The sequence below is a fragment of the Actinosynnema sp. genome, from assembly GCF_052038725.1.
Genome location: NZ_JBQGCX010000207.1, coordinates 1 through 8,938, shown reverse-complemented (window position 1 = coordinate 8,938; position 8,938 = coordinate 1). Strand labels below are relative to the sequence as shown.

At 73.4% G+C, this 8,938-nt stretch carries 8 protein-coding genes; 4 read left to right on the top strand and 4 right to left on the bottom strand.

Translation table 11 applies throughout. From position 1 onward, the window contains the following. The 4 genes from groL to ACTUAL_RS03960 all read right to left on the bottom strand — a co-directional run. A partial coding sequence (gene groL, locus ACTUAL_RS03975) for a chaperonin GroEL (protein WP_440899304.1) occupies window positions 1-1,310 on the bottom strand: 1,310 nt, incomplete at its 3' end. A 239-nt stretch (window positions 1,311-1,549) separates the two neighbouring features. Beyond that, window positions 1,550-2,881 (bottom strand): protein kinase domain-containing protein, encoded by a 1,332-nt coding sequence (locus tag ACTUAL_RS03970; protein ID WP_440899303.1) that lies wholly within the window; start codon window positions 2,879-2,881, stop codon window positions 1,550-1,552. A gap of 134 nt (window positions 2,882-3,015) precedes the next feature. Beyond that, window positions 3,016-3,222 carry a cold-shock protein gene (locus tag ACTUAL_RS03965; protein WP_012783070.1) on the bottom strand — a complete coding sequence of 69 codons (207 nt, stop codon included), beginning with the start codon at window positions 3,220-3,222 and terminating at the stop codon, window positions 3,016-3,018. Between the two features lie 115 nt (window positions 3,223-3,337). Further along, window positions 3,338-3,946 (bottom strand): AIM24 family protein, encoded by a 609-nt coding sequence (locus ACTUAL_RS03960; protein ID WP_096491283.1) that lies wholly within the window; start codon window positions 3,944-3,946, stop codon window positions 3,338-3,340. A gap of 69 nt (window positions 3,947-4,015) precedes the next feature. Here ACTUAL_RS03960 and moeA point away from each other — a divergent pair, with 69 nt between their 5' ends. The 4 genes from moeA (at window position 4,016) to pssA (ending at window position 8,804) form a co-directional block, all read left to right on the top strand. After that, the gene (gene moeA / locus ACTUAL_RS03955; protein ID WP_177154474.1) at window positions 4,016-5,221 is read left to right on the top strand and encodes a molybdopterin molybdotransferase MoeA; all 1,206 of its coding nucleotides are present in this window, start codon (window positions 4,016-4,018) and stop codon (window positions 5,219-5,221) included. A 146-nt stretch (window positions 5,222-5,367) separates the two neighbouring features. Next, the gene (locus tag ACTUAL_RS03950) at window positions 5,368-6,879 is read left to right on the top strand and encodes a M48 family metalloprotease (RefSeq protein ID WP_440899302.1); all 1,512 of its coding nucleotides are present in this window, start codon (window positions 5,368-5,370) and stop codon (window positions 6,877-6,879) included. Window positions 6,880-7,094: 215 nt separating this feature from the next. Beyond that, the gene (locus tag ACTUAL_RS03945) at window positions 7,095-7,808 is read left to right on the top strand and encodes a phosphatidylserine decarboxylase (RefSeq protein ID WP_012783066.1); all 714 of its coding nucleotides are present in this window, start codon (window positions 7,095-7,097) and stop codon (window positions 7,806-7,808) included. Window positions 7,809-7,811: 3 nt separating this feature from the next. Beyond that, window positions 7,812-8,804 (top strand): CDP-diacylglycerol--serine O-phosphatidyltransferase, encoded by a 993-nt coding sequence (pssA, locus tag ACTUAL_RS03940; protein ID WP_440899301.1) that lies wholly within the window; start codon window positions 7,812-7,814, stop codon window positions 8,802-8,804. Window positions 8,805-8,938: the final 134 nt, after the last annotated feature.

Here is an 8,938-nt window from a genome sequence, read left to right as displayed (position 1 = left end):
CCGGTCGCCTCGTCGCCCTCGAGCTTCAGGCCCGCGAAGGCGGCCTCGGCGGCCTGGAGCAGCGCGACGCCGCCACCGGCGACGATGCCCTCCTCGACGGCGGCCTTGGCGTTGCGCACCGCGTCCTCGATGCGGTGCTTGCGCTCCTTGAGCTCCACCTCGGTGGCGGCGCCGGCCTTGATGACCGCGACACCACCGGCGAGCTTGGCCAGGCGCTCCTGGAGCTTCTCGCGGTCGTAGTCCGAGTCCGACTTCTCGATCTCGGCGCGGATCTGGTTGACGCGGCCCTGGATCTGCTCGGCGTCACCGGAGCCCTCGACCACGGTGGTCTCGTCCTTGGTGACGACGACCTTGCGGGCCTTGCCCAGCAGGGACAGGTCCGCGGTGTCCAGCTTGAGGCCGACGTCCTCGGTGATGACCTGGCCGCCGGTCAGGATCGCGATGTCCTGCAGGATGGCCTTGCGGCGGTCGCCGAAGCCGGGCGCCTTGACGGCGACGGACTTGAAGGTGCCGCGGATCTTGTTGACCACCAGGGTCGCCAGGGCCTCGCCCTCGACGTCCTCGGAGATGATCAGCAGCGGCTTGCCGCTCTGCATGACCTTCTCGAGCAGCGGCAGCAGGTCCTTGACCGAGGCGATCTTGGAGCCGTAGAGGAGGATGTACGGGTCCTCCAGCACGGCCTCCTGGCGCTCCGGGTCGGAGACGAAGTAGCCGGAGATGTAGCCCTTGTCGAAGCGCATGCCCTCGGTGAGCTCGAGCTCGAGCCCGAGAGCGTTGCTCTCCTCGACGGTGATGACGCCTTCCTTGCCGACCTTGTCCATGGCCTCGGCGATGAGCTCGCCGATGGTCGAGTCGCCCGCGGAGATGGACGCCGTGGCGGCGATCTGCTCCTTGGTCTCGACCTCCTTGGCGGTCTTCAGCAGCTGCTCCGTGACGGCCTCGACGGCCTTCTCGATGCCGCGCTTGAGGCCCAGCGGGTTGGCGCCCGCGGCCACGTTGCGCAGGCCCTCGCGGACCAGGGCCTGGGCGAGCACGGTGGCGGTCGTGGTGCCGTCACCCGCGACGTCGTCGGTCTTCTTCGCCACTTCCTTGACGAGCTCGGCCCCGATCTTCTCCCACGGGTCCTCGAGCTCGATCTCCTTGGCGATGGAGACGCCGTCGTTGGTGATCGTCGGCGCACCCCACTTCTTCTCGAGCACGACGTTGCGGCCCTTGGGACCCAGCGTCACCTTGACGGCGTCCGCGAGGATGTTCATGCCTCGCTCAAGACCGCGGCGGGCATCCTCGTCGAAGGCGATCATCTTGGCCATTGCGGTGTGTTCCTCCGCCTGATTGCGTACTGGGGACCACTGCGGGCGTGCGCCCGCAGCGGAACACGGTGCTTCGGCCAGGACATCGGTGCCCGCGACGGACGACCCCGCCCCCGGAGGGGCTCGGCCTCACCGTCCCAGCCTGCTTGTGCTGGCACTCAGCAGTGCCGAGTGCCAGGTTCGTGTTTAGCACTCACCACCCGAGAGTGCAAGAACCGCAGCTCAGGGAGAGGCGTCTATCAGGCGGACGGGGGAACGGACGGCGACTGGGCGTCACCGATCACGGCGGACGGGGCCCCGGCGGCACCCGGCAGTGCGGACGACGGCAGCGCCGACGACCGCAGCGCCGACGACGGCAGGGCCTGCCCCGGCGCGGCCGGGCCGGACGACGCGGGCAGGCTCGACGGCGGCGCGGTCGGCTCGTCCTCGGGCTTGAGGACCAGCACCAGGATGACGATCAGCACCACCGCGATCGCCCCCGCGAGCGCGGGCACGAACCAGGCGGGCCGGGGCTGCTTGGTGTCCGAGAACGCGCTCACCCCGACCGGCGTCGGCGGGCGCAGCCGGACCGGCTCCGACGGCGGGTACTGCTGCTGGTGCTGCTGCGGGTAGCCGGGGCGCTGCGGGTAGCCGCCCTGCTGGGCCGGGAAGCCGCCGCTGGCCGGGCCCGCGTGCGGCTGGCCGACGTGCTGCTGCGGGGCAGGCGCGCCCGCCGGGCGGGGCGGGGTGGTCTGCTGCGCGGCCGGGCCGAGCGCGGCGGTGACGGCGGTGATGAACTCGTGGCAGGTCGCGAACCGCTGCGCCGGGTCCTTCGAGGTGCCCTTGCGCAGCACGTCGTCCACGGCGGGCGGCAGCGACACCAGCGAGGTGATCGGCGGGATCTCCGAGCCGAGGTGGCCCTGGATGACGTCCTGCACGCCGCCCTGGAACGGCGGGCGGCCGGTCAGGCAGGCGAACACCATGCAGGCCAGCGCGTACTGGTCCGTGCGGCCGTCCAGCGGCTCGCCGCGCAGGTGCTCGGGCGCGGCGTAGGTGGGCGAGCCGAGGAAGTCGCCGGTGCGGGTGCGGTGGCCGGTCGCGCCGCGCCGGGTCAGGCCGAAGTCGGCCAGGTACACGTGCTCGCGGGTGGCCTCCTTCGTGGTGACCAGCACGTTCGCCGGCTTCACGTCGAGGTGCACCAGGCCCTTGCCGTGCAGCATGTCCAGCGCCTCGGCGACCTGCTCCAGCAGCACAAGGGCGCGCGAGGGCGCGAGGGGCCCGTCCTTGATGTGGGTGGCGAGGTCCTGGCCGTCCACCAGCCGCATGGCGATGTACAGCAGCCCGTCGACCTCGTCGAAGTCGTACAGGGGGACGATGTTCGCGTGGTCGATGGCCGAGGTGTTGCGGGCCTCGTCCACGAAGCGCTCGCGGAACTCGGCGTCCGCCGTCAGGTGCTCGCCGATGACCTTCAGCGCCACCTTGCGGCCGAGCCTGACGTCCGTGGCCTTGTAGGTGACGCTCATGCCACCGCGACCGAGCACCCCGTCGATCCGGTAGTGCCCCAACCGCCGTCCGCTCAGGTCCTCCGACACGCGAGGCAGCCTAACCCGCGAGCGGCCCCGCCCGCGCCCAGTCCCGTGCAAACGGCGCCCGTTCCCACCGGATCACTCCCCCTCGGGGGTGGGGTGGGACGCCCGGCCCACCCGGCGGGCGGACCGGGCGGGCGTCACGACGCCTTGCGGACGTCCGAGGCCTGGCTGCGGCCGTCGCGGCCCGCCTGGATCTCGAACTCCACGCGGTCGCCCTCGGCGAGCGTGCGGAATCCGTCCATCATGATCGCCGAGTAGTGGACGAAGACGTCCGGCCCGCCGTCGGCGGCGATGAAGCCGTACCCCTTCTCCGAGTTGAACCACTTGACCGTGCCGACAGCCAAGACGTCCTCCTTCGAGAAATACCTGAGCAAAGCGCCACGCTAGAGGCACGGAGGGCGCTCGGGATACCTCCTTACGGAGTCATGCGGTCACGCTGAGTCCGTTGTCCCGCAACGCTCACGACCTGCGGCGGGGGTTGCGGGTGCGGGTGAGGACGAGTCCGGGCCCGGCGAAGTCGAGCGCGAGGCCCTCGCCGTCGCGGACCGACTGCGGCAGGTCCGGGGAGACGGCGCGGAGCCTGCACTGGACGGTGTCGGCGAAGGCGAGCACGTGGCCGCTGTGCAGGGTGACCAGCTCGCCGGGTTCGAGGGTGACGACGTCGACGGCGCCCGCGCAGGCCAGCACGAGCGGGCCTGCGCCGAAGGCGTAGTTGAGGAAGCCCGCGTCGCCGCCGTGCAGGGCGCGCAGGGGCGGCGCGGCCGGGTCGAGGCCGACGGTGCCCGCGCAGGCGAGCCAGGCGTCGCCGCTGAAGCACCAGCCGGACTTGCCGTCCAGGTCGACGACGTGCAGGTCGCCGGGCACGCCGGGGACCACGTCCACCCAGCCGCCCTCGGGGCCCGCCGTGCACAGCGCGGCGCGCACGCCCTTGCCCTTGGCGCGGGTGTCGAAGCCGACGCCGTAGCTGGTGCCGAGCACGGAGCCGCGCTCCACGAGCACCGGTTCGGCCGGGGCCAGCAGCAGCCTCGCCACGCCGTAGCCGGGCGTGTGCCTGGTCCGCACCTGCACTGCGCTCATCCCCCCGTCACCCGACCCGCCGCCCGGCCGGTTCGTGCAGTCTCGCACGGGAGGGGGAGGATGGTCGGCGTGTCCAACTCGTTGACGGCAGTCGCTGCTCACAAGGCCCGCATCGCCGATCTGATCGGCGTCGCGCCGGTGGTCGAGCTGCCGCTGGCCGACTGCCTCGGGCTGGTGCTCGCCTCGGACGCGGTGGCCCCGGTGGCGCTGCCGCCGTTCGACAACTCGGCGATGGACGGCTACGCCGTGCGGGTCGCTGACCTGGCCGAGCTGCCGGTGGTGCTGCCGGTGCCGGAGGACATCCCGGCAGGCCGGACGGACGTGGTCCCGCTGGAGCCGGGGACCGCGCACCGGATCATGACGGGCGCGCCGGTGCCGCCGGGCGCGGACGCGGTGGTGCAGGTCGAGTGGACCGACGCGGGTGTCGGGTCGGTGCGGGTCGACCGGGGCGTGCGGCTCGGGCAGAACGTGCGGCGGGCCGAGGACGACGTGCGGGTCGGCGAGGTCGCGCTGCGGGCGGGCCGGGTGCTGGGCGCGGCGCAGCTGGGGCTGGTGTCGGCGCTGGGCATCCCGGCGCTGCCGGTGCGCAGGCGGTTGCGGGTGCTGGTGCTGTCGACCGGGTCGGAGCTGGTGGCCCCCGGCGAGCCGCTGCTGCCGGGGCAGATCTACGAGTCGAACGGGCTGATGCTGGCGGCGGCGGTGCGCGAGGCCGGCGGTGAGGCGGAGCAGCTGCGGTTCGTGCCGGACGACGTGGACCGGTTCCGGGCCGTCGTGGAGGAGCGGATCGGCGGGTTCGACCTGCTGCTGACCTCGGGCGGGGTGAGCGCGGGCGCGTACGAGGTGGTGAAGGACGCGCTGACCGGGCGGGGCGTGGAGTTCACGAAGGTGGCGATGCAGCCGGGTGGGCCGCAGGGCTCGGGCCGGTACCTGGGGGTGCCGGTGGCGACGCTGCCGGGGAACCCGGTGAGCGCGCAGGTGTCGTTCGAGGTGTTCGTGCGGCCCGCGCTGCGGGCGGCGATGGGGTTCGCGGACGCGGAGCGGCCGACGGTGGTGGCGCGGCTGCGCGGGTCGATCACCGCGCCGTCGGGGAGGACCCAGTTCCGGCGCGGGGCGTACGACGCGGGCTCGGGCCAGGTGGTGACGCCGGTGGGCGGTCCGGGCTCGCACCTGCTGTCCTCGCTGGCGCTGAGCAACTGCCTGATCGAGGTGCCCGCCGAGGTGGACGAGCTGGCGGACGGCGCCGAGGTGCTGGTCCGGCTGCTGTGAGGGCTCCCCCTTGCAAGGGTGCGCGCCACGCTTCCCGGTGGCTTCTGAATGATCTTCGTATATCGGGCGTGACCTGCGCAGGGCGCGTGCTACGGTGCCGCCGCCTGCCAGGGGGGCGGGCCTTCTCCACCCACTGAGGGATTGCCATGCGCGCGGTTCTCGCCGTCGGCTTGCTGATCGGCTTCTTCGTCCTCTTCACGGCGCTCACCGTCGGGCTGTGCGCGCTCACCGTGCACGGCTTCACGACAGGCCGCGAGCTCAACGCGATCAAGGTCGCGCTGATCGCGGTCCCGCTGGTCCTGGTCCTGGTCAGCGCCCTCCACAAGGCGCTCAAGGCGCGCGGCGAGGTCGAGGGCGCCCCGCTCACCCGCGAGGCGCAGCCAGGGCTGTGGGCCACCGTGGACGAGCTGGCCGCCGTCGCGGGCACCAGGGGCCCGGACGAGATCCGGCTGATCGGGGCGGTCAACGCGGCCGTGTCCGAGCAGGCGCCGATGCTGGGCCTGCGCGCGGGCCGCCGGACCCTGCTGATCGGCCTGCCGCTGCTGGCCGGGCTGACCGCGAGCGAGCTGCGGTCGGTGCTGGCGCACGAGCTGGGCCACTACGGCGGCGGGCACACCAAGCTGTCCGCGCTGACCTACCGCGCCAAGGAGGCGCTGGTGCACGTGGTGGACGGGCTGGACGACACGTTCCTGCGGCGCCCGTTCGCCTGGTACGCCCGGCTCTACGCGCGGGTGGCCGCGTCGGTGAACCGCAGGCAGGAGCTGGACGCCGACACCGCGTCGGTGACCGCCGCGGGCCGCGAGGCCGCGCAGTCCGCGCTGCGGAAGCTGCCGGTGCTGGGGGCGGCGTGGAACGGCTACCAGGCGCAGTTCCTGTCGCTGGGCGCGCAGGCCGAGCTGACCCCGCCGGTGATGGCCGGGTTCCACGCCTACCTGTCGGAGCCGGAGCGGCGGGGCCGGATGGACGAGGCGCGGGCCGAGCTGCTGGCGCGTGAGCCGGAGTCGGTGTTCGACAGCCACCCGCCGATCCGCGAGCGGGTCGGCCGGATGGCGACGCTGCCCTCCCCCGAGGTCGAGCGGGACGACCGCCCGGCGTGGACGCTGCTGAGCGGGGCGACCGCCGACCTGGAGCGCTCGATCATGGTCGGCGGCGGGTTCGGGCCGACCGCCGACTGGGACGAGGTCGTGGGCGTGGTCGCGCGGGAGCACGGGGAGCGGCGGGCCGAGCTGCTGGCCGTCGCCGGGGCGCGGGCGGGCCTGCCCGGCGAGGTGTCGCTGGACGACGCGCTGGCCGCGCTGGCCTCCACCGAGCACCGGGACGCGCTGCTGGGGCGCCTGCTGTCGGCGGAGCTGCTGGGCGGCGAGGTGCCCGAGGAGCAGCGGGCGCAGGTGCTGGCCGGGCTGCTGGGCGCGGTGCTGGAGCACGAGCTGGTGGCCGCCGGGGTCGGCGCGTACGAGGCGGACTGGGACAAGCGGTGGGTGGTGCGGCTGGAGGACGGGCGCGCCGTCGACGGGCCGCCCCTGTTCGCCGAGGTGCTGGGCGGGCCGGAGCGCGCGGCGGAGGCGTGGAAGCGGGCGGCGGACGTGCTCGGGACGCGGCGCGCGCGGGTGACGCGGGCGCAGCGGACCACCGGGGAGCAGGTCGCGCCGACCGCGTGAGGGCGGGTCCGGCGCGTGCGTCCGACCGGGTGTGACCGAGGGCTCATATTCAACGATGGAACATGCATTGTGATCTGAATTACACTCTGCGATACGGCCGTACCACTTGCCAGTCGGATCGCCCGTGCGTTCGTCGGGGGCGCACGGGCAACCCGGACGTTCCGGGGCAGACCGCGTAGCGTGTGGCGGAACCACGCCCACACATCGGAAGAGACATGACGGTCGATCGCGACAAGCACAACAGTGGTGCCGTTTCCCACTTCATCGAGCTCGCCAAGGGGATCGTCCCCCCGATGCACCCGGCGGGCCGCCCGTTCGTCGCAGGCGCTGCGGCGGCGACGCTCCTGCTGCGCCGGATCTCCAAGCCCGCCGGTGTCGTCGGCGCGCTGGTCACCGCGTGGGTCGCGTGGTTCTTCCGCGAGCCCAAGCGCACCACCCCCACCCGCGCGGGCCTGGCCATCGCGCCCGCCGACGGCACCGTCTCGCACGTCGTCGAGGCCCTGCCGCCCGCCGAGCTGGGCCTCGGCTCCGAGCCGATGACGCGGATCAGCGTGTTCCTGTCGGTGTTCGACGTGCACGTGCAGCGCGTCCCGGTGACCGGCGTCGTCCGCCAGGTCTCCTACCACGCGGGCAAGTTCCTCTCCGCCGACCTGGACAAGGCCAGCGAGGAGAACGAGCGCAACACGGTGTGGCTGACCTCCGAGGAGGGCCACGAGATCGTCGTCGTGCAGATCGCGGGCCTGGTCGCCCGGCGCATCGTGTGCGAGGTGTCCGAGGGCGACGCCGTCGCCGCGGGCTCCACCTACGGCCTGATCCGCTTCGGGTCGCGCGTCGACCTGTACGTGCCGCGCGGGTCCCGCGTCCTGGTCGAGGCGGGTCAGCGCACCATCGGCGGGGAGACCGTCCTCGCCGAGCTGCCGGGGAACTGAGCCGTGGCGTCGACCGCACCGGGCGTCCGGCTGCTGCCGAACGCCATCACCGTGCTGGCGATGTGCGCGGGCCTGTCGGCCGTGCACTTCGCGATCAGGGGCATGTACGGGGCGGCGATCGCCTCCATCGCGGCGGCGGCCCTGTTCGACGGGCTCGACGGGCGGCTCGCCCGGATGCTCGACGCCACCAGCAAGATGGGCGCCGAGCTGGACTCGCTGGCCGACTCGATCTCGTTCGGCGTCGCGCCCGCGATGGTGCTGTACGTGTGGAAGTTCGACCCGGACCGGTTCGGCTGGGTCGTGTCGCTGGTGTTCGCGGTGTGCATGGTGCTGCGGCTGGCGCGGTTCAACACCCTGCTGGACGTCGAACAACCGCCGTACGCCAAGGAGTTCTTCGTCGGCGTGCCCGCACCCATAGGCGGGTTGCTGCTGCTGCTCCCGCTGACGCTGGACGAGCAGCTGGGCCGGTCCGGCTGGTGGTCCTCCACCCCGGTGGTCGCGGTGTGGACGGTGACGGTCGCGATGCTGCTGGTGAGCCGCATCCCGACGCTGTCCATCAAGACGATCAAGGTGCCGCAGCGGTTGGTGGCCCCGCTGCTCGTGGTGGTCGCGCTGGTCGCGGCGGCGCTGATCACGTTTCCGCTCGCGGTGCTGGTCGTGATCGAGGTCGGGTACCTGGCGCACCTGCCGTACGCGGTGCGGCGGTACCGGTGGCTGGCCAAGCACCCCGAGGCGTGGGAGGTGCCCCCGGCCGACCGGCGGGCGATCCGCAGGGCGCACGGGGTGGCGGCGCGGCGGCTCGGGCTGCGGCAGCCGATGCGGAACCGGGTCGCTGGCGCGGCTCGGCGGGCCGTGCGGCGACCGAGGCGGGTCGACTCGGACGACGTGCTCGGCCCGGTGGGGTCGGACGGGGCCGGGTCGGACGGCGCCGGGTCGCGGCGCGAGACCGGCGGCGGGCGGCGGGCCTGGCGGCAGCTCGGGTTGCGGCGCAAGTGAGCGCGGGCGTCGGGCGCGGGAGCGCGTTCGGCGCCGAGGGGCTCGGGCCGGTGAACGCAGGCCGGTGAGCACAGGCCGGTGAGCACAGGCCGGTGAATGCAGGCCGGTGAATGCAGGCCGGTGAGCACAGGCCG

Bases quoted from the DNA above. Each gene is read 5' to 3' on its own strand.
- moeA (WP_177154474.1), top strand. From the start codon at position 4,016: ATGGTCGGCGTGTCCAACTCGTTGACGGCAGTCGCTGCTCACAAGGCC.
- ACTUAL_RS03950 (WP_440899302.1), top strand. From the start codon at position 5,368: ATGCGCGCGGTTCTCGCCGTCGGCTTGCTGATCGGCTTCTTCGTCCTC.
- ACTUAL_RS03945 (WP_012783066.1), top strand. From the start codon at position 7,095: ATGACGGTCGATCGCGACAAGCACAACAGTGGTGCCGTTTCCCACTTC.